This is a genomic window from Mycobacterium sp. 48b (assembly GCF_048282725.1).
Lineage (GTDB): Bacteria > Actinomycetota > Actinomycetes > Mycobacteriales > Mycobacteriaceae > Mycobacterium.
Window position 1 is genome coordinate 4,615,643 of record NZ_JBLVUL010000001.1, and the last position, 18,367, is coordinate 4,634,009.

20 protein-coding genes are annotated in these 18,367 nt (G+C 67.6%); 5 read left to right on the forward strand and 15 right to left on the reverse strand.

The features are described 5' to 3' along the window. Positions 1-10: 10 nt before the first annotated feature. From ACNQR1_RS22545 to ACNQR1_RS22600, 12 genes are all read right to left on the reverse strand, one after another. Positions 11-841, reverse strand: a complete 831-nt coding sequence (locus tag ACNQR1_RS22545) for an enoyl-CoA hydratase (protein WP_418047931.1) — start codon at positions 839-841, stop codon at positions 11-13. 18 nt (positions 842-859) lie between these two features. Beyond that, the gene (gene trxA / locus ACNQR1_RS22550) at positions 860-1,234 is read right to left on the reverse strand and encodes a thioredoxin (RefSeq protein ID WP_418047932.1); all 375 of its coding nucleotides are present in this window, start codon (positions 1,232-1,234) and stop codon (positions 860-862) included. A 187-nt stretch (positions 1,235-1,421) separates the two neighbouring features. Further along, positions 1,422-2,033, reverse strand: coding sequence for a heme peroxidase (locus ACNQR1_RS22555; RefSeq protein ID WP_418047933.1), 612 nt, complete (start codon positions 2,031-2,033; stop codon positions 1,422-1,424). Between the two features lie 128 nt (positions 2,034-2,161). After that, entirely contained in the window at positions 2,162-2,689 is a 528-nt protein-coding gene (locus tag ACNQR1_RS22560; RefSeq protein ID WP_418047934.1) for a hypothetical protein, read from the reverse strand. 6 nt (positions 2,690-2,695) lie between these two features. After that, on the reverse strand, positions 2,696-3,679 hold the full coding sequence (locus tag ACNQR1_RS22565) for a hypothetical protein (RefSeq protein ID WP_418047935.1): 984 nt from the start codon (positions 3,677-3,679) through the stop codon (positions 2,696-2,698). Between the two features lie 70 nt (positions 3,680-3,749). After that, entirely contained in the window at positions 3,750-4,091 is a 342-nt protein-coding gene (locus ACNQR1_RS22570; RefSeq protein ID WP_064886506.1) for a metal-sulfur cluster assembly factor, read from the reverse strand. After that, a complete protein-coding gene (gene sufU, locus ACNQR1_RS22575; RefSeq protein ID WP_418047936.1) occupies positions 4,088-4,576 on the reverse strand; it encodes a Fe-S cluster assembly sulfur transfer protein SufU in 489 nt (162 codons plus the stop codon). Before sufU ends, ACNQR1_RS22570 begins: the two co-directional genes overlap by 4 nt. Further along, a complete protein-coding gene (locus ACNQR1_RS22580; protein ID WP_418047937.1) occupies positions 4,573-5,826 on the reverse strand; it encodes a cysteine desulfurase in 1,254 nt (417 codons plus the stop codon). The genes sufU and ACNQR1_RS22580 overlap by 4 nt, the downstream gene beginning before the upstream one ends. Position 5,827: 1 nt before the next feature. Beyond that, positions 5,828-6,601, reverse strand: coding sequence for a Fe-S cluster assembly ATPase SufC (gene sufC / locus ACNQR1_RS22585; RefSeq protein WP_418047938.1), 774 nt, complete (start codon positions 6,599-6,601; stop codon positions 5,828-5,830). A gap of 2 nt (positions 6,602-6,603) precedes the next feature. After that, complete coding sequence (gene sufD / locus ACNQR1_RS22590; RefSeq protein WP_418047939.1) at positions 6,604-7,782, reverse strand: Fe-S cluster assembly protein SufD; 1,179 nt, start codon at positions 7,780-7,782, stop codon at positions 6,604-6,606. Next, positions 7,783-9,213 carry a Fe-S cluster assembly protein SufB gene (gene sufB / locus ACNQR1_RS22595; RefSeq protein WP_418047940.1) on the reverse strand — a complete coding sequence of 477 codons (1,431 nt, stop codon included), beginning with the start codon at positions 9,211-9,213 and terminating at the stop codon, positions 7,783-7,785. Beyond that, positions 9,210-9,986, reverse strand: coding sequence for a helix-turn-helix transcriptional regulator (locus ACNQR1_RS22600; protein ID WP_418047941.1), 777 nt, complete (start codon positions 9,984-9,986; stop codon positions 9,210-9,212). The genes sufB and ACNQR1_RS22600 overlap by 4 nt, the downstream gene beginning before the upstream one ends. A gap of 116 nt (positions 9,987-10,102) precedes the next feature. Here ACNQR1_RS22600 and mptB point away from each other — a divergent pair, with 116 nt between their 5' ends. The 4 genes from mptB (at position 10,103) to ACNQR1_RS22620 (ending at position 14,487) form a co-directional block, all read left to right on the forward strand. Then, a complete protein-coding gene (mptB, locus tag ACNQR1_RS22605) occupies positions 10,103-11,779 on the forward strand; it encodes a polyprenol phosphomannose-dependent alpha 1,6 mannosyltransferase MptB (RefSeq protein WP_418047942.1) in 1,677 nt (558 codons plus the stop codon). After that, the gene (locus ACNQR1_RS22610) at positions 11,770-12,708 is read left to right on the forward strand and encodes an ABC transporter ATP-binding protein (RefSeq protein ID WP_418050454.1); all 939 of its coding nucleotides are present in this window, start codon (positions 11,770-11,772) and stop codon (positions 12,706-12,708) included. The genes mptB and ACNQR1_RS22610 overlap by 10 nt, the downstream gene beginning before the upstream one ends. Beyond that, positions 12,705-13,487 (forward strand): ABC transporter permease, encoded by a 783-nt coding sequence (locus tag ACNQR1_RS22615; protein ID WP_418047943.1) that lies wholly within the window; start codon positions 12,705-12,707, stop codon positions 13,485-13,487. Before ACNQR1_RS22610 ends, ACNQR1_RS22615 begins: the two co-directional genes overlap by 4 nt. Before the next feature lie 97 nt (positions 13,488-13,584). Continuing rightward, a complete protein-coding gene (locus ACNQR1_RS22620; protein ID WP_418050455.1) occupies positions 13,585-14,487 on the forward strand; it encodes a COX15/CtaA family protein in 903 nt (300 codons plus the stop codon). Positions 14,488-14,503: 16 nt separating this feature from the next. Here ACNQR1_RS22620 and ACNQR1_RS22625 read toward each other — a convergent pair whose 3' ends face one another. After that, the gene (locus ACNQR1_RS22625; protein ID WP_418047944.1) at positions 14,504-15,307 is read right to left on the reverse strand and encodes an SDR family NAD(P)-dependent oxidoreductase; all 804 of its coding nucleotides are present in this window, start codon (positions 15,305-15,307) and stop codon (positions 14,504-14,506) included. Positions 15,308-15,351: 44 nt separating this feature from the next. Beyond that, positions 15,352-16,290 (reverse strand): ATP-grasp domain-containing protein, encoded by a 939-nt coding sequence (locus tag ACNQR1_RS22630; protein WP_418047945.1) that lies wholly within the window; start codon positions 16,288-16,290, stop codon positions 15,352-15,354. A gap of 32 nt (positions 16,291-16,322) precedes the next feature. On the opposite strand from ACNQR1_RS22630, the gene ACNQR1_RS22635 reads away from it, so the two are divergent. After that, positions 16,323-17,297, forward strand: coding sequence for a quinone oxidoreductase family protein (locus ACNQR1_RS22635; protein WP_418050456.1), 975 nt, complete (start codon positions 16,323-16,325; stop codon positions 17,295-17,297). 95 nt (positions 17,298-17,392) lie between these two features. On the opposite strand, the gene ACNQR1_RS22640 is transcribed toward ACNQR1_RS22635, so the two are convergent. Further along, positions 17,393-18,331, reverse strand: coding sequence for a DUF1214 domain-containing protein (locus tag ACNQR1_RS22640; RefSeq protein ID WP_418050457.1), 939 nt, complete (start codon positions 18,329-18,331; stop codon positions 17,393-17,395). Between the last annotated feature and the right edge of the window lie 36 nt (positions 18,332-18,367).

Genomic DNA, 18,367 nt, shown 5'->3' on the forward strand with positions numbered 1-18,367 from the left:
GTCCTCCTAATTACTTCTCGTCGGTGAAAACGGCGGGTCGTTTCTCCGCGCGCGCAGCGACCGCTTCCTCAAAGTTTGCGGTGAGCAGGCGCACGAAGAGTTGTCCCAGGCCCTCGGCCTGCATGTGCCCCTCCAGGCTAGCGGCGTCCAGTCCACTCCAAAGTGTGCGCTTGGTCAACTCGATACCCGGCCGGGAGAACGCCGCCATCCGGTCCGCCATGCCGTAACAGGTCTCCAGAAGCTCCTCCTCGGCCACCACGCTGGAAACCAGGCCGATGCGCGCCGCCTCGTCCGCGTCGACGTCCCGGCCGGTCAACATGATCTCGAACGCACGTGACGACCCGATCGCACGTGGCAGGAGGTAGGACAAGCCCAGCTCACTGGCGGTAAGCCCGTTGTTGATCCCCGCGGCGCGGAAATAGGCGCCCTCGGCGGCGACCCGGACGTCGCATGCCAGGGCCAGGCAGAGACCGCCCCCGATGGCCGCTCCGTTCACCGCGGCGATCACCGGCTGATGCAGCCGGCGTAGGGCGAGAATCACATCGTCGAGGATCTCCATCGAGCGCAGTGCGTAGGTCGGCCTGGTCAGCCCGGCGACGTGCGGCACGGAGCCGGCCGACTTGTGATCGGCCCCGGAGGAGAAGCCCCGTCCTGCCCCGGTCAGCACCACGACGCGCACGCTGTTGTCGTAGCGCAGCTCTTCGAGCACGCCCTTGAGCGGCACCATGACGTCGAACGCCATCGAGTTCATCCGCTCAGGACGGTTGAGGGTTACCAGGGCTACGTCCGGCCGCGGACGGTCAACCAGTACGAATTCGTTGTGGGCAGTCACGGACAGCACGCTATCGCGTGCCGTTCGTCACACCTGTTCGGCGTCGTCCTGAGCGGCCTGCTCTTTCATGGCTGCGTCGATGTCGAATTCCTTGATCTTCTGAACCAGGTCCTCCAGTGCTGCCGGTGGCAGTGCTCCGGCCTGGTTGAAGACCAACTTGCCCTTCTTGAACGCCATCAGGGTGGGGATCGACCGGATGTCGGCGGCCGCGGCCAGCCCCTGCTCGGCCTCGGTGTCCACCTTGGCGAAGACGACATCGGGGTGCTGCTCAGAGGCGGCCTTGAACGTCGGCGCGAATGCACGACACGGCCCGCACCACGACGCCCAGAAATCCACCAGCACGATGTCGTTGCCGTTGACGATGTCATTGAACTGATCTGCGGTGATGTCCTGCGTAGTCACACTTGTCCTAACGTCGGGGCGTAGCGGCCTGTTCCCACCATATGGTCAATATGAGCTGGCAGCAGGCTTTCGGCGGGGGCGCGCCGAAAGCCGCTGAGCTACCGGCGAGCCGTCAGGCGGGCACGTCCCGTTGGTAGGGCCGTCCGGACTCGAATCGCCAGATCGCGTGGTGGAGAGCGGCGATCCCCTAGCCCGAGCTTTCCGACACCGCGCACAACAACGCGGCAGCAGGCGCCGCCGTACCCGTCTCGCGGGCGACATAGCCTGCCACCGCCCGGTCGACGGTGACGCCGGGGACCTGCGCAAGCGTCACCAGATAGCCCCAGGTGAAACCTGACCCCTGACCCGGCACCACACACCACGCGGCCTTCGCCGCGGCGCAGCGATCCTCGTCCTGGGCGGCCGCACGGAGATCCTCGGCCGTCCGGATCCCCAATTCGACGAGGGCCTGGGTGGCTTCGAGGAGTGCGACCGACCGCAGCGGCGCGTTCCTCACGGTGGAGGTCGGGCGACGGTTGCCGATCTGCGAGGCCCACTGCTGCGGCCCGCCGAGGTCGTGGATGTTCGCCAGCAGTTCCGCGGCACCGTCGGAGTCGGCGTCGCCCCCTTGGCCGGCCCGGTGACTGCGATACCGCTCGATGATCCGCTCGACGGTCAGATGCCGCGCTCCCGTGACGTAGATCGCATCGATGATGCACAACGCCAGCGAGTTCGGATAAGCACCGGGATCCGGCCAGGCCGCCGGGTCTCCGAGATCGCGTTCGCAGGACGCGTGCAGTCGTTCTAGTTCTGCGCTCATCATGTTGCCTTCCGGTTGCATGGGAACGCCTTTCGTCCCCGTTGCGCCGAAAGCTAGAGACGCCAGCCGACAAGCCCACCCCGAAAAAGGTCCGAAGTCGGCAGTTATCCACAGGACACGTTGTTCGGTCAGCGACACGCTCGGTCGACGTTGGCCAGCAGTTGAGCCTGCCGCCGCGGCCACCAGAAGAGTTCGACCGCCAGCGCCGCCAGATAGATGACCGACACCACGGCGTTTCCCACAGATCCGAAGACGGCGTCCCACAACGCACTTGCCGCCGCGACGATGAGCACCAACGGCAGCAGCCACCGGAACGGGCGGGCCGACTCCGCGGCCTCGTGCACACCCCGCCCGTACGCGCGGGCAGCCTCGACCAAGCGTGGGTCGTCGATCCGTTCACCACCGCGGGCAGCGCGCACCACCGCCACCCGGTCGGCGCCGGACAACTGCGCCGACATCGGCCAATACCGTGCCATCCGGCGTGCCGTCCAGATGCCGTAGAACGTGCCGACGATGACGAGGACGACCGCACCCGAGACCCACAACCCGGAGTCCAGCCAGGACAGCACGCCCAGCACCATGCCCACGGCGGCGCCGGCCATCAGCGCCCGGCCCGCGAACCCACCACGCCAGACGAACGCCGGGGCGGTCAGCACCGCCCGCTACCAATCTCCATCGGCCACAGCATCACCCGGTGTGCCCTTCACCGTGACGACTTTCGCGGGATCGACAGGGACAAAAGGCATCTCACCTTCCCCGAACCACTCCCCGACACTCTTGACGTTCTTCAATACCTCGGTGGCCGCCAGGTCCTGGGCATCCGCGTCGTAATAGTCGAACCACGGCAGACCGGCTTCGACGTAGGCGTCGCGGTCCACCGGGGTCGCAGGCGGCACCTCCCCCGTGATCGCAGCCCATTGCGCCGCGCTACACAGATGCACGAACACCCGCCACGAACGGTCCTGGTCGTAGTCGGACAGCGGCCGGTCGTCGGCGTACACCTCCTGCCGCATCCTGCCGCCGGCCCCCAGGCCCATCGACGGTGCCGCGCAGGGCGCAGGGAGCGGCCCGCAGTCATCGAAATCCACCATCGCTTCGTCGAATCGGGGACGCGCCCGCCACTCTTCGAGAGCCGCCGGCGTCAGGCCGACCGCGCGCAGCTGGACACCGCCATGGACTTCCTGTCCCGTGACCTGCCCTTCGACCGTCGCCCCGCAGCCGAGCGGCACGGCCACGAACTGTCGGATGAACCCGTCACCGGCGTTGATGCCGTCGAGCCACGGCTGCTCGGGTAGAGCGACGTAGTTCTGCGGATCGCGGGTCAGGCGGTCATTCCAGCCCTGGCCGCTGACCGCACACACCTTCCCGATGCCGATCTGCAGCGCGGCGGGTTCGGCCGAGCCGAACGACAACCACATGGCCTCACGTTGATAGACCGGCAGCATGACGCCGCCGTGTGCCAGCCACTGCGCGGGAACCCGATCGGGATAGTCCTGAACCCGGCGCAGTCGGAACGACCCGAGACTCGGTGGCAGTGGGTGTAATCCGGTCTCCGGGATACGAAGGGTCCGCTCGAACGTCACCGACGCCGGTCCCAGCACCAACCGGTCACCGACGACCTTTACCTCGGGGCTGTTGTGTCCCATACGTGCCTCCGTTTTCGCCTGGTGGCGACATTGGTAGCACCGAGGACCGACAGCCCGACGGCCTTGGCGTCTAGACGGTGAATCCGAGCGCGCGCAGTTGCTCGCGACCGTCGTCGGTGATCTTGTCCGGGCCCCACGGCGGGTTCCAGACCCAATTGATCTTGATCTCGTTGACCAGGCCCGCGCCCACCAACGCGGTACGCGACTGGTCCTCGATCACGTCGGTGAGCGGACAGGCCGCCGAGGTGAGCGTCATGTCGATCAGCGCAACCGCGCCCTCGTCGCCCTGCTCGACGTTGAGTCCGTAAACCAGGCCCAGGTCGACGACGTTGATGCCCAGCTCGGGATCCACCACGTCGCGCATGGCCTCCTCGACATCGGCGAGCAGCTCGTCAGAAGCGGTATCACTCATCGCTTGTCCTCCACGTCGTCGCTGGCCTGTGCCAACGCCTTATTTTCTGGCCTGGCCTCCGCCAGCGCGGCCTTGAAAGCTAACCAACCCAGCAGAGCACACTTCACCCGCGCCGGGTACCTGGCGACACCGGCGAACGCGATGCCGTCACCGAGTACATCTTCGTCCCCCTCCACGTTGCCGCGTGAGGAAATCATCTCGGTGAACGCCTCGACCGTCTTGAGTGCATCGCCGACGCTCAGGCCGATGACCTGATCGGTGAGCACCGAGGTGGCGGCCTGGCTGATCGAACAGCCCTGGCCGTCGTACGAGATGTCGGCAACCGTTTCCGCGTCCTCAGAGAGCGCGACCCGCAACGTCACCTCGTCCCCGCAGGTCGGGTTCACGTGATGTACCTCGGCAGCGAAGGGCTCCCGCAGTCCGCGGTGATGCGGATGCTTGTAATGGTCCAGGATCACTTCCTGGTACATCTGTTCCATTTTCACGAGAAGAACTCCACAGCGCGCCTGATGCCGGCCACCAGGCGGTCGACCTCGTCGAGCGTGTTGTACACCGCGAACGACGCGCGCGCGGTCGCCGCGATCCCGAACCGACGATGCAGCGGCCACGCGCAATGGTGTCCGACGCGTACCGCGACGCCCTCGTCGTCGAGCACCTGCCCGACATCGTGGGCGTGGATTCCGTCGACCACGAAACTGACCGGCGACCCGCGCAGTTCGGTCGTGGTCGGCCCGATGACGCGGACTTGCGGCAGGCCTGCCAGACCTTCCAGGGCGGCCGCCACCAGGTCCGCCTCGTGCGCTTCGACCGCGTCCATCCCGATATCGCTCAGATACCTTGCGGCAGCGGCCAGTCCGACCACCTGAGAGGTCATCGGGGTGCCCGCCTCGAACCGTTGCGGGGCCGGCGCGTAGGTGGTCTGCTCCATCGTGACGGTCTCGATCATCGAACCGCCCGTGATGAACGGCGGCATCGCGTTCAACAGCTGCTGACGGCCGTAGAGCACGCCGATACCGGTGGGGCCGAGCATCTTGTGACCCGAGAATGCCGCGAAATCGACATCGAGGGCACGGAAGTCGACCGGTTGGTGCGGCACCGACTGGCACGCGTCCAGCACGGTCAGCGCACCGACCGCCTTGGCCCGCGACACCACCTCGTCCACCGGGGCAACCGCGCCGGTGACGTTCGAATGATGGCTGAAGGCCACCACTTTCACCCGCTCGTCGAGCTCCAGTGAGTCCAGGTCGATGCGGCCGTCATCGGTTACGGAGAACCATTTCAGCGTCGCACCGGTGCGCTGGGCCAGTTCTTGCCACGGAATCAGGTTCGCGTGGTGTTCCAGCTCGGTGGTGACGATGACGTCGCCGGGGCCGACGGCATGCTCGAACCGCTTGTCCCCCAGCACATACGACACCAGGTTGATCGACTCGGTGGCGTTCTTGGTGAACACCAGCTCGTCGGGCTCGGCACCGACGAACGCCGCGATGTCCGCGCGGCCCTGCTCGTAGGCGTCGGTGGCCTCTTCCATCAGCTGGTGCGCACCACGGTGCACGGCGCCGTTGGAGGTGGTGAGGAATTCCCGTTCGGCGTCGAGCACCTGCAGCGGTTTCTGCGACGTCGCCCCGGAATCCAGATACGCCAGCTGCTTTCCACCGCGCATGACCCGGCTCAGAATCGGGAAGTCCGCCCTGACCTCAGCCAGCACGGTGGGGTCAATAGTCCGTGCGGCCGTCATGTCAGGCTCCGACCGCCTGCGTGAAGCGCACGTATCCGTTCTCTTCGAGCTCGTCGGCGAGTTCGGGGCCGCCCGACTCCACGATCCGGCCGCCCACGAAGACGTGCACGAACTGCGGCTGGATGTAGCGCAGGATCCGGGTGTAGTGGGTGATCAGCAGAACACCGCCGTGCTCGGCCTCGGCGTAACGATTGACGCCCTCGCTCACGATGCGCAGCGCGTCGACGTCCAGACCCGAGTCGGTCTCGTCGAGGATCGCGATCTTCGGCTTGAGCAGGCCCAGCTGCAGGATCTCGTGGCGCTTCTTCTCGCCACCGGAGAAGCCCTCGTTGACACTGCGCTCGCCGAACGCCGGGTCGATCTCCAGCTCGTCCATCGCGCCCTTGACTTCCTTGACCCAGTGCCGCAGCTTCGGGGCCTCGCCTCGCACCGCGGTGGCCGCGGTGCGCAGGAAGTTCGACATCGACACCCCGGGCACCTCGACCGGGTACTGCATCGCCAGGAAGAGACCCGCGCGGGCCCGCTCGTCGATGCTCATCTCGAGGACGTCCTCGCCGTCGAGCGTGATCGACCCGGAGGTGACGGTGTACTTCGGGTGCCCGGCAATGGCGTACGACAGCGTCGACTTGCCCGAGCCGTTGGGCCCCATCACCGCGTGGGTCTCCCCCGACTTCACGGTGAGGTCGACACCCTTGAGGATCGGGATCTCGGTGTTCTCGGCGCCTTCGGCGGCGTTGACCGAGACGTGCAGGTCCTTGATTTCCAGAGTGGTCATGACTACGAAGTTCTCGATTCAGTGATGGCTAGTTCTTTTTCAATGGCTGCGGTCAGGCGCTCGCGTACCTCGGGGACGGCGATCTTGGCGATGATCTCGTTGAAGAATCCGCGCACGACCAGACGTCGGGCCTGATCCTCGGGGATACCGCGGGCGCGCAGGTAGAACAACTGCTCGTCGTCGAAACGCCCAGTGGCACTGGCGTGCCCGGCGCCGACGATCTCGCCGGTCTCGATTTCGAGGTTGGGTACCGAATCGGCGCGGGCGCCGTCGGTGAGCACCAGATTGCGGTTCACCTCGAAGGTGTCGGTGCCGGTGGCCTCGGCCCGGATCAGCACGTCGCCGATCCACACCGTGTGCGCGTCGGGCTTGCTGGAATCCGGATCACCCTGCAGCGCGCCCTTGTAGAGGACGTCGGACTTACAGTGCGGCTGAGCATGATCGACGAGCAAACGCGACTCGAAGAACTGACCGTCGTCGGCGAAGTAGGTGCCGAGCATCTTGGCGTCACCGCCGGGACCGGTGAACCGCACGGTGGCCGAGGTGCGGACGACGTCGCCACCGAGGGTGACGTTGACGTGCCCGAGCACCGCGTCCTTGCCGAGCTTGGCGTGATGAGCGCTGACATGCACCATGTCGTCGGCCCAGTCGGCGATCCAGATCAGGCCGAGGCCGGCCGAATCGCCGACGATGATCTCGACGTTGTCGGCGTAGGTTCCGCTGCCGCGCAGATCGACGACGACGATGGCCCGGGACAGCTCCTCGACCCGGATCTGCAGATGCCCGTAGCCGACGGTGTCCACACCGGGCCCGTCGACGACGATCTCGATGGGCTCGGCCACCTCGGTGTCGCGCTTGACCGTCACCACGGTCGCGGTCTCGAACGACGAGTAGGCCTGGGCCGCAACGCGATCGGTGGGCACACCGCCCTCGCCGAGCCGCTTGTCGTCCCGGCCGACGGTCTCCACGGTCACGCCGGGCCGCTCGGTCACGGTGATGCCGGCGCTGCCGTTGGCGACAGCCGAGCCGTCGTGCAGGCCGCGGAGCCGCTTGAGCGGGGTGAACCGCCACAGCTCGTCACGACCGCCGGGCACCTCGAATGCGTTCACGTCGAACGACGCGAACAGCTCGCCCTTGTTCACGGCCACACTCTCGGCCGCCTCTGTCAGATTGGAACTCACTTAACCGACCGCGCCTTCCATCTGCAGCTCGATCAGCCGGTTGAGCTCGAGCGCGTATTCCATGGGCAGTTCCTTGGCGATGGGCTCGACGAAGCCGCGCACCACCATCGCCATCGCCTCGTCCTCGGTCAGGCCGCGGCTCATCAGGTAGAACAGCTGATCCTCGCTGACCTTGGACACGGTGGCTTCGTGCCCCATCGTGACGTCGTCCTCGCGAATGTCCACGTACGGGTAGGTGTCGCTGCGGCTGATCGTATCCACCAGCAGCGCATCGCATTTCACGCTCGACTTGCTGCCGTGTGCGCCCTTGTTGACCTGGACCAGGCCGCGGTACGACGCGCGGCCACCGCCACGGGCCACCGACTTGGACACGATGTTCGACGACGTGTGCGGAGCCAGGTGCAGCATCTTGGCACCGGTGTCCTGGTGCTGTCCCTCGCCGGCGAACGCCACCGAGAGCACCTCGCCCTTGGCGTGCTCACCGGTCATCCAGACGGCCGGGTACTTCATGGTGACCTTGGAACCGATGTTGCCGTCGATCCACTCCATGGTGGCGCCGGCCTCGGCCCGGGCCCGCTTGGTGACCAGGTTGTAGACGTTGTTCGACCAGTTCTGGATCGTGGTGTAGCGCACCCGGGCACCGGGCTTGACGACGATCTCGACGACCGCGGAGTGCAGCGAATCGGACTTGTAGATCGGAGCGGTACAACCCTCGACGTAGTGCACGTAGGAGCCCTCGTCGGCGATGATCAGCGTCCGCTCGAACTGGCCCATGTTCTCGGTGTTGATCCGGAAGTACGCCTGCAGCGGGATGTCGACGTGCACGCCCGGCGGCACATAGATGAACGACCCACCCGACCACACCGCGGTGTTCAGGGCCGAGAACTTGTTGTCGCCGGCCGGGATGACCGTGCCGAAGTACTTCTTGAAGATCTCCGGGTGCTCACGCAGGCCCGAGTCGGTGTCGAGGAAGATGACGCCGAGCGCCTCAAGGTCCTCGCGGATCTGGTGGTACACCACCTCGGACTCGTACTGGGCCGCCACACCGGCCACCAGCCGCTGCTTCTCGGCTTCCGGAATGCCAAGGCGGTCATAGGTGTTGCGGATGTCCTCGGGCAGTTCCTCCCAGGAAGCAGCCTGCTTCTCGGTGGAGCGCACGAAGTACTTGATGTTGTCGAAGTCGATGCCCTCGAGGTTGGAACCCCAGTTCGGCATGGGCTTCTTGTCGAAGGTACGCAGGGCCTTGAGCCGGGACTCCAGCATCCATTCCGGCTCGTTCTTCTTGGCCGAGATGTCACGCACGACGGCTTCGGACAGGCCGCGCTGCGCGCTTGCGCCTGCGACGTCCGAGTCCGACCAGCCGTAGCCGTAGTTGCCCAGCGACGCGATGGTCTCTTCCTGGGTCAATGGCGTTTCGGGCGTGATGGTCATGTCGCCGCTCCTTGTTTGCTTGCTGTCGTTTGGGTGGTCACTGCGGACGCCTGGGCTGGGCCGTCCGCATCGAGTGGAACGTGGGTGGTGCAGGCGCAGTCGCCGTTGACGATGGTGGCCAGGCGCTGTACGTGGGTGCCCAGAATCTCGGCGAACGCCTCGCTCTCCGTCTCGCACAACTCCGGGAACTCCTCGGCGACGTGCGATACCGGACAGTGATGCTGGCAGATCTGCACCCCGTGGATGGGGCCGTCCACCGGTGTCGTCGTGGTGGCGTACCCGGCCCGGGTCAGTGCATCGGCGACGCGCTCAGCGGTGTCGGCGACTCCGCCGGAGCCCTCGGTGACCCCGGCCAGGATGGTGTCCATCCGGCGCCGTGCGAATGTCCGCACGGCATCCTTGCCGCCGATCTCGCGCAGCTGCCGAATCGCGGCGACCGCGAGATCGTCGTAGGTGTGACCGAGTTTGGCGCGCCCTGCGGCGGTCAGCCGGTAGCGCTTGGCCGGGCGGCCCCGCCCGTTGTGCTGCCACGCAGCCGCGGCACTGGCCTGCGCATCGCCGGCCTCGATCAGGGCATCGAGGTGACGACGCACACCGGCAGCCGAAATTCCGAGCCGCTCGCCGATCTGACCGGCCGTGATGGGGCCCTCGAGCAGCAGGTGGATGATCGCCCGCCGGGTATGGCCGTCGGAGGCCGGCACCACGTCGTTGACCGGCTTCGGCACACTCACCGAAGCTGGGCTCGCAGCGGAGCCCGCAGCCGTCCGACGCATTTTCACAACACCATTGTGACGGAATTCCCGTCCGGGTTCTAGCAAGGGCACCCTTACGTGACCTGGGCCACCGTTGCCGGGCGAAGACCGCCTCCGCCGACGGTTACGCTGCCCTGATGGCAAGCCGCCTGTCGACCTTCAGCTCATCGATCGCCCGGTGGCACGGCGACGAAAGGACCGTCGGGTCCCCACTCAACCCCGCCGAAGTCATCGCGCAGCGCCGTACCCGGCTGTTCGGGGCCACCGGAACCGTACTGATGGCGATCGGCGCCCTGGGCGCCGGCGCCCGCCCCGTCGTGCAGGACCCGACCTTCGGGGTGCGGCTGCTCAACCTCCCCTCCCGCATCCAGACCGTGTCGCTGACGATGACCACCACCGGTGCGGTGATGATGGCGCTGGCCTGGCTCATGCTGGGACGCTTCGCCCTCGGTCCCCGGCGGATGTCACGCAGCCAGCTCGACCGCACGCTGCTGCTGTGGGCCATTCCCCTGCTGATCGCCCCGCCGATGTACAGCAAGGACGTCTACTCCTACCTGGCCCAGAGCGAGATCGGGTACATCGGCCTCAACCCCTACAAGGTCGGCCCGGCGACCGGCCTCGGTCTCGATCACGTGTTCACGTTGTCGGTGCCCAGCCTGTGGCGCGAGACCCCGGCACCATACGGACCGCTCTTCCTGTGGATCGGCGAGAGCATCTCGAGGCTGACCGGTGAGAACATCGTCGCCGCGGTGCTGTGCCACCGCGTCGTGGTGCTTCTCGGTGTCGGGCTCATCGTGTGGGCGACGCCGCGACTGGCCCGCCGCTGCGGTGTCGCCGAGGTCAGCGCGCTGTGGCTGGGCGCCTGCAACCCCCTGCTGTTCATGCACCTGGTGGCCGGAATCCACAACGAGGCGCTGATGCTGGGGCTGATGCTGGCCGGCACGGAGTTCGCCCTGCGCGGTATCGACGCCGCGGCGCCGCTCATCCCCCGGCCACTGACCTGGCCGCATTCCCGTGAGGACTGGGAGCACTGGTACCCCGCGGCGATGCTGCTGCTCGGCACCGTGCTGATCACCCTGTCCTCCCAGGTCAAGCTGCCGTCGCTGCTGGCGCTGGGATTCGTGGCGATGGCTCTGGCCTGGCGCCTGGGCGGCACGATCAAGGCGTTCTTCGTGGCGAGCATCCCCCTCGGCGCGGTGTCTCTGGCGGTGATGGCCCTGATCGGCTGGGCCAGCGGGCTGGGCTTCGGGTGGCTGGGCACCCTGGGCACGGCCAACGTCGTGCGCAGCTGGATGTCACCGCCGACGCTGCTGGCGCTGGGCACCGGCCAGGTCGGCATCCTGCTGGGTCTCGGTGACCACACCACCGCGGTTCTCGCCCTGACCCGCGCCATCGGTGTCTTCTTGATCGCGATCCTGGTCAGCTGGCTGCTGCTGGCGGTGATGCGCGGCCGCCTGCATCCCGTGGGCGGTCTGGGCGTCGCCCTCGGCGGCACGATCCTGCTGTTCCCCGTGGTGCAACCGTGGTATCTGCTGTGGGCGGTGATCCCGCTGGCCGCGTGGGCGACCCGGCCCGGGTTCCGCGGATCCACGATCGCCATCACCCTGGTCGTCGGCATCTTCGGCCCGACGGCCAACGGTGACCGGTTCACGTTGTTCCAGATCGTGATGGCGACGCTGGCGAGCACGCTGATCGTGCTGATCCTGATCGGGCTGACGTGGCGCCGGCTACCGTGGCGCGCGTCACGTCAGACGGACACAAGCCCACCGCCGGCACGCACGCAGTCCCCCGACGCCTACGCTGAATCCCCGTGACCTCGCGTTCTGAACATCCGGTGCTGCTCCGCGGCGTCAGCAAGCGCTACGGATCGACAACAGCGGTCGCCGATCTCGACCTCGACGTGCAACGTGCCGAGGTGCTGGCCCTGCTCGGGCCCAACGGCGCGGGCAAGACCACCACCGTCGAGATGTGCGAGGGATTCATCCGCCCCGACGGCGGCCGTGTCGAGATCCTCGGCCTGGACCCCGTTGCCGACAACGCCCGGCTGCGCGAGCGCATCGGCGTGATGCTGCAGGGCGGCGGTGGCTATCCCGCAGCGAAGGCCGGCGAGATGCTCAATCTGGTCGCCTCCTATGCCGCCGATCCCCTCGACCCGGCCTGGCTGATGGACACCCTCGGCCTGACCGAATCCGCCCGCACCACCTACCGGCGCCTGTCGGGCGGCCAGCAACAACGCCTGGCACTGGCCTGCGCAGTGGTGGGCCGACCCGAACTGGTGTTCCTCGACGAACCCACTGCCGGGATGGACGCCCACGCCCGAATTGTGGTGTGGGAGTTGATCGATGCGCTGCGCCGAGACGGCGTCACCGTCGTGCTGACCACCCACCACCTCACCGAGGCCGAAGAACTCGCGGACCGGATCGTCATCATCGATCACGGCGTCGCGGTCGCCACCGGCACGCCGGCCGAGCTGACCCGCAGCGGCGCCGAGAACCAGCTGCGATTCACCGCGCCGCGCAAGCTCGACCTGTCCCTGCTGGCCGCCGCCCTGCCGGAGGACTACAAGGCCACCGAGACCGCGCCCGGCGAGTACCTGGTCGAGGGGCACATCGACCCGCAGGTGCTGGCCACCGTGACAGCGTGGTGCGCCCGGCTCAACGTGCTCGCCACCGATATGCGGGTGGAGCAGCGCAGCCTCGAAGATGTCTTCCTCGACCTGACTGGACGGGAGCTGCGGTCATGACCAGCGCCGAGAACCGATTCGCGCCGGGCACCTTCTCCCCGGATCCCCGCCCGGCCAAGGTGCCGGCCATGCTGGCCGCCCAGTTCGGGCTGGAACTGAAGTTGCTGCTGCGCAACGGTGAACAGCTGCTGCTGACGATGTTCATCCCGATCACGCTGCTGGTCGGGATGACCCTGCTGCCGCTGGGCTCGTTCGGTGACAATCGGGCGGCGACCTTCACCCCGGCCATCATGGCCCTGGCCCTGATCTCGACGGCGTTCACCGGGCAGGCCATCGCGGTGGCCTTCGACCGCCGGTACGGCGCCCTCAAGCGCCTCGGCGCCACCGCACTTCCGGTGTGGGGAATCATCGCCGGCAAGTCGCTGGCGGTGGTGACTGTCGTGTTCTTGCAGGCAATCCTGTTGGGCGCCATCGGTTTTGCACTCGGCTGGCGCCCTTCGCCGGCGGGGCTGGCGCTGGGGGCCGTGATCATCGCACTGGGCACGGCCACGTTTGCCGCGCTGGGACTGTTGCTGGGCGGCACCCTCAAGGCCGAGATCGTGCTCGCGCTGGCCAACCTGCTGTGGTTCGTGTTCGCCGGCCTCGGCGCGCTCACCCTCGAAGGCGGCCCGGTTCCGTCGGCCCTGCGCTGGGCTGCCCGGCTGACGCCGTCGGGCGCCCTCACCGAATCCCTGACCCAGGCGATGACCGTGTCGATGGACTGGTTCGGCGTGGCCGTGCTGGTGGTGTGGGGTGCCGTCGCCGCGGTCTGCGCGCTGCGCTGGTTCCGGTTCACCTGATCCACACCAGCCCTACTACGGGCTGTAGTTCCTGATCAACTACGATCAGGCCGTGCCCGGCGGAACAGCTTTCCAGCGACTGGTCGACCTGCTGCCCATGCCGAGTCTTCGGGTCCAGCGGCTGATCGCCTTCCTGGTGATCCTCACCCAGGGCGGCATCTCGGTCACCGGGGCGATCGTCCGGGTCACCGCATCCGGCCTGGGCTGCCCCACGTGGCCGCAGTGCTTCCCGGGCAGCTTCACGCCCGTCCCGCACGCCGAAGTCGCCGTCGTGCACCAGGTGGTCGAGTTCGGCAACCGGATGATCACCTTCCTGGTGGTGCTGACCGCCATCGCCGCCGTCCTGGCCGTGACCAGGGCCCGTCGTCGCCGCGAAGTGCTGGTCTATGCCTGGCTGATGCCGGCCTCCACCGTGGTCCAGGCCATCATCGGCGGTATCACGGTGCGGACGGGCCTGCTCTGGTGGACCGTGGCGATCCACCTGGTGGCCTCCATGGCGATGGTGTGGCTCGCGGTGCTGCTGTTCGTCAAGATCGGCCAGCCCGACGACGGTGCGCCGACGGCGACCGTGCCGAAACCGTTGCGGCAGTTGACCGTCCTGAGCGCCGTCGTCCTGGCCGCGGTCCTGGTGACGGGAACGCTGGTGACCGGCGCCGGCCCGCATGCCGGGGACAAGAGCCTTGACCGTGTGGTGCCGCGCCTGCAGGTCGAGATCACCACCCTGGTGCACATGCATTCGTCGCTGCTGGTCGCCTACCTGTCGCTGATCGTCGCGCTGGGATTCGGCCTCGCCGCGGTGCGCGCACCACGTCCGGTCTTGGTCCGGCTCGCCGTTCTGGTGGCGCTGGTGTGCGCCCAGGGACTCGTCGGCATCGTGCAGTTCTACACCGGTGTTCCCGCCGTCCTGGTCGCCGTACACGTCGCCGGTGCGGCCACCTGCACCGCGGCCACCGCGGCGTTGTGGGCCTCGATGCGTGAGCTGGTCCGGGTCGGCGACTAGTCCGGTATCACCCTCGTCAGTGGGTCCACCCGGCGGCGGTCTGCGCGTCGAACGTCGCGTCGATCCGATCGAATCTGCGGCGGATCGACGTTCGTGACGCCTCGTGCGGCAGCACATACAGTCGATCGGCAAGAACCGCCTCGGCGGTGAGCCGGGCCACCTCGTCGACGTCGAGAACGTCGTTGCCGGTGATGATCTGGTCCTCGACCACGTGTCCGCGCGCTCGCGCCGACGTGGCAAGGAGGTTGGTGCCCACCATCATCGGGCACAGCACCGAAACCCCGATGCCGTCGTCGCCGACCTCGCGGGCCAGCACCTCGGCCAGTGCGACCACGCCGTACTTCGCCACGCAGTACGCGCCGAGGCCGACGTTGGGCACCAAGCCGGCGAAGGATGCGGTGAACAACAGGTGGCCACCCTGACCCTGCTCGATCAGTCGGGGCAGAAACGCCTCGACACCGTGAACCGGCCCCCACAGGTCGACGTCGAGGATGAAATGCCAGTCGTCGTGGGTCATCTTCGCGACCGGCCCGTCGACCGCCACGCCGGCGTTGTTGAACACCACGTGCACAGCGTCGAGCAGGCGGAAGGCTTCGTCGGCGAGGTGAACGACCTGCTCGAGTTCGCGGACATCGCACGGCACGCCGTAGGCGTCGTGCCCCTCGGACCGCAGTTGGGCGACGGCTCGACCGAGCACCGTTTCGTCGTGGTCGGCGAGCACGATTCGGGCGCCCTGCGCGGCGAACTGCCGCGCCGTCGCCAACCCGATGCCGCTGGCCCCGCCGGTGACCACGGCACCGCGACCGTCAAAGGTGTCCACCGGCCGACTCTAAGGCGCCTCGACCGACCAGTTCGCCGAGTTCGTCAGAAACCGCGGTGCGACAGCGGGCCCAGCCCGAACCGCTCCAGGGCGCCCTCCACGGCTACGGCCAACCGCCGCTCGGCATCTCCCCGCGCGGGCTGAGCGAGCTGGCGGAATCCCAGTCCCGGCTCGACCAGTTCCAGCTCCAGCAGCCGGGGATCCTCCGGTCCGCCGACCACATCGACCCGGGCGTACACCAGATCCTCGGGCTCCAGGTCGAACAACCGGATCACCGCGTCGACTGCCAGGCGACCCACCTCCCAGACCTCGTCGTCGGGATCTGCCGGTGACAGCGACTCCTGCGCGTAGGTGCCGGTCTCCTCGAACTCGGGCGACTGCCCGGGCGGAGGCAGGATCGGCCCCTTGGTGAACGCGTGGGATTCCTTACCGCCCAGGAACACCAGGGCGGTCTCCCCCTCTGCGATCCGCGGGTCGTACGGCTGCACCAGCACCGAGCGGCCGTCGGCGTGCAGCGCCGCCGCGTGAGCCAGGGCCTCCGAGGCGTCGACGAACCGCTGTGCCCCGGCCGAACCGGCCCCCACCGCGGGCTTCACCACGACTTCCCCATCGGGAACGCTGACCTTGTCGCCGACCGCGAAGTACCCGGTCGGCACCACGGGAACCCCCGTGCGGTGCAGATCGTCGAGATAACGCTTGTCGGTGTTCCATTCCACGATCCGTGCCGAGTTGATCAGGTGCGGCACCGCCCGCGCCCATGCCAGGAACTCGTCAAGACGCTCGGCGTAGTCCCAGGTGGCCCGCAGGATCACCAGGTCGGCATCGAGGGTGGCCGGGTCGTCCCATGGCAGCCAGCGGGCGTGCAGACCGCGGTTGCGCAGCGCCATGAGCAGGCCGGCGTCGTCGCCGTCACCCTCGGGCAATGCGGCGCAACCGGCCAACACGATGCGGGGATGGAACACATCCGGACGGGCGAGCTTCACCTTCGCGATGATAGGTGTGGATGATGGATGGCGTGTATGCCATCGAAGTTGCCGAGACCGGCGGACCCGAAGTCCTGAGCTACGTCGAGCGACCCGAGCCCTCCCCGGGCCCCGGCGAGGTACTGATCAAGGCCGAGGCGGTCGGCGTCAACTTCATCGACACCTACTTCCGGTCCGGGCAGTATCCGCGGGACGTTCCGTTCATCGTCGGGTCGGAGGTCTGCGGCACCGTCGCCGCGGTCGGCGACGACGTGGCCGCCCTGTCGGTCGGTGACCGGGTGGTGACCGCCAACGCGACGGGCGCCTACGCTGACTTCTGCGTCGCCCCAGCCGATTTCGTCGCCTACGTGCCCGACGGCGTGGCGCCGGATGCCATCGCTTCGGCCCTGCTGAAGGGCATGACCGCGCACTACCTGATCAAGTCCACCTATGCCGTGCAGCCGAACGACACCGTACTGGTGCATGCCGGCGCGGGCGGTGTCGGCCTGATCCTGACCCAGTGGGCCACCAGCATCGGCACCCGGGTGATCACCACCGCCTCGACTCCGGAAAAGGCCGAGCTGTCCCGGCAGGCCGGTGCGATCGAGGTGCTCGAGTACCCGGAGGATCCGGCCGAATTCGGCGACAAGATCCGCGATCTCACCGGTGGCGCGGGCGTGGCGGCCGTCTACGACGGGGTCGGCGCGACGACGTTCGACGCCAGCCTGGCCAGCCTCGCGGTCCGCGGCACGCTGGCGTTGTTCGGCGCCGCCAGCGGGCCGGTGCCACCGGTGGATCCGCAGCGACTGAACGCGGCCGGCTCGGTGTTCCTGACCCGGCCGACACTGGCCCACCACACTCGCACACCCGATGAGTTCTCCTGGCGTGCAGGAGAATTGATCAACGCCATTGCCGACGGGTCCATCAACATCACCGTCGGCGGCCGTTATCCGCTGGCCGAGGCCGCCCAGGCCCACACCGACCTGCAGGGCCGCAAGACCGTGGGCTCGATCGTGCTGGTGCCCTGAGCGTTCACGTTCGGGCCACACCGATTTCCACGCCAGGGCTGCGCTGACGGCCGGTCGGCAGCCCCGGCGTAGAAACCGACGATGCTCGGACGTCGTTACACGGGCTGCGCCTCGGGGAACACCCAGGACCCGTCGATGATCTCGGGCCTCGGCCGGTACAGCCGCACGAGGTAGTTCCAGCCCTCGGTGACCGGCAGCACGTTGGCCCCGCCTGCGCTCTCGTCCCCACCGAACTGCACCGTGGTGGTGCCGTCGGGGTTCTTGACAGCGGTGACGTTGTTCACCGAGTAGGCGTTCTGTGCGTTCGGCGTGAAGTAGCCGTCCTTGTTGTAGACGGTGATGGACCAGAACCCGTCCACCGGGACGTCTTTCACGGTCAGCCGGTGCACGGTGGCGCCGTCGTTGCGGGGCGGCACCACGGTGAGATACAGCGCATCGCGCTCCGGGTTGCCGCCCCAGGCGAACGCCGAGCCGATCAGGTGACGCACCGGATCCACCGCGTACCTGGGTCCGAACATCGATTTCGTATCGGCAAGCGTGCTGGACAAGGTGATGAGGGCGTCCCGCACCGTCTTCTGGCTGGCCGGATCCCACGCCGGCACCTCGAAGAAGCCCGGCTCGACCTGGGACACCCCGATCGCGTCCTGTAGTTCGTGCACTGCGGCCAGGTCGGCGGCATCGGCCGGATCGGCCAAGATGCGGACGGCCGCGACCGCAAAGCGGGTGTCCACGGAGTCGCGACTGAACGTCAGCTCGGCGGGCGCGTAGGCGACGTTGGTGGTGTAGTGGTCCTCACTGATGATCTGCAGGGACATGAACCTGCCGCCACCGTCGGGCAGCGTGATGGTGACCGGCCCGGCGTCGAGATCGAACACCGCCGCGGAGTACAGGGTGTCGCGGTTCTGCCGGATGACGATCTGATGATCGATCGAGCTCATCTCACGGTTGTGGAAGAACTGTCCGAAGCCGCCGTCGTTGACGATGTTGGCGAAGTACAGGTCGGATTCGGCACGCGCGAAGTTGTCGGGGCTCACCAGTTCGGTCATGCCCACAACGCTGCCACACCAACG

Bases quoted from the DNA above. Each gene is read 5' to 3' on its own strand.
- sufB (WP_418047940.1), bottom strand. From the start codon at position 9,213: ATGACCATCACGCCCGAAACGCCATTGACCCAGGAAGAGACCATCGCG.
- ACNQR1_RS22580 (WP_418047937.1), bottom strand. From the start codon at position 5,826: ATGACGGCCGCACGGACTATTGACCCCACCGTGCTGGCTGAGGTCAGG.
- ACNQR1_RS22570 (WP_064886506.1), bottom strand. From the start codon at position 4,091: ATGAGTGATACCGCTTCTGACGAGCTGCTCGCCGATGTCGAGGAGGCC.
- ACNQR1_RS22555 (WP_418047933.1), bottom strand. From the start codon at position 2,033: ATGAGCGCAGAACTAGAACGACTGCACGCGTCCTGCGAACGCGATCTC.
- ACNQR1_RS22600 (WP_418047941.1), bottom strand. From the start codon at position 9,986: ATGCGTCGGACGGCTGCGGGCTCCGCTGCGAGCCCAGCTTCGGTGAGT.
- ACNQR1_RS22615 (WP_418047943.1), top strand. From the start codon at position 12,705: ATGACCAGCGCCGAGAACCGATTCGCGCCGGGCACCTTCTCCCCGGAT.
- ACNQR1_RS22565 (WP_418047935.1), bottom strand. From the start codon at position 3,679: ATGGGACACAACAGCCCCGAGGTAAAGGTCGTCGGTGACCGGTTGGTG.
- mptB (WP_418047942.1), top strand. From the start codon at position 10,103: ATGGCAAGCCGCCTGTCGACCTTCAGCTCATCGATCGCCCGGTGGCAC.
- ACNQR1_RS22620 (WP_418050455.1), top strand. From the start codon at position 13,585: ATGCCGAGTCTTCGGGTCCAGCGGCTGATCGCCTTCCTGGTGATCCTC.
- sufC (WP_418047938.1), bottom strand. From the start codon at position 6,601: ATGACCACTCTGGAAATCAAGGACCTGCACGTCTCGGTCAACGCCGCC.